The following is a 761-nucleotide window of genomic DNA, read 5'->3' as shown; positions in this document are numbered from 1 at the left end:
ACGGCGCGTTTTTACATTCCTGATCAAGATATCAAAAACAGCAAGACGCTCAAATTTGTTGTCATTGAGGGCAAGCTTTCAGAGATTTACTATAATGGTTCACCGGCATCTCGTTATAACAATGTTGTGTGGAGTGCTTTTCCTGGGCTTCAAGATCATGTTCTGAACATGCGCGATATTGAACAGGGGCTTGATCAGATCAACCGTTTGAGTTCAGCGCACGCTCAAAGCGAACTTCTTCCAGGGCGTGAAGAAGGGAGCACCATTGTCAATATTAACAATCATCCCGATAAAACTTTCAAGGTTACTGTTTCTCATGACAATATGGGACAATCTTCCACGGGTTATGCGCGTTATAGTGCGGGCTTGAGGGTAGAAAATATTTTAGGGATGAATGATGCGTGGGATTTTAACTATCAGCGCAGTCAGACAGATTATTGGGGTGGGAGCAAGCAAGAAGGACATAGCAATAACATTTCAGCGAGTGTGAGTATTCCGTACGGTTATTGGACCTTTGGATTGAATGGCACTGTTTATAATTACCAAAGCATTATCCCTGGCAATTTTACCGATATTGAGACGACGGGGGATTCCAGTGAGTTGCACGCCAGTACAAGCAGGGTTCTTTACCGTGATAGTGTTTCCCTTACAACCTTGAATTTAGGTCTTTCTTATAAAAGAACCAACAATTACCTTCTTGGCAATAAGATTGAAGTGGGCAGCCGTCAATATAGCGTCGCCAATTTTGGGATTTCGCATTC

The 761-nt window shown here is 43.0% G+C and carries 1 protein-coding gene; it reads left to right on the top strand.

Annotation, left to right across the window (positions count from 1 at the left end; translation table 11 throughout):
• The coding region (locus tag ACFIK3_RS09715; protein WP_375676635.1) for a ShlB/FhaC/HecB family hemolysin secretion/activation protein at positions 1-761 on the top strand (761 nt) is incomplete at both ends.

It is taken from the genome of Bartonella sp. CB10SXKL, from assembly GCF_042195515.1.
Taxonomy (GTDB): Bacteria; Pseudomonadota; Alphaproteobacteria; order Rhizobiales; family Rhizobiaceae; genus Bartonella.
This window is presented reverse-complemented; position numbering and strand designations above follow the sequence as displayed.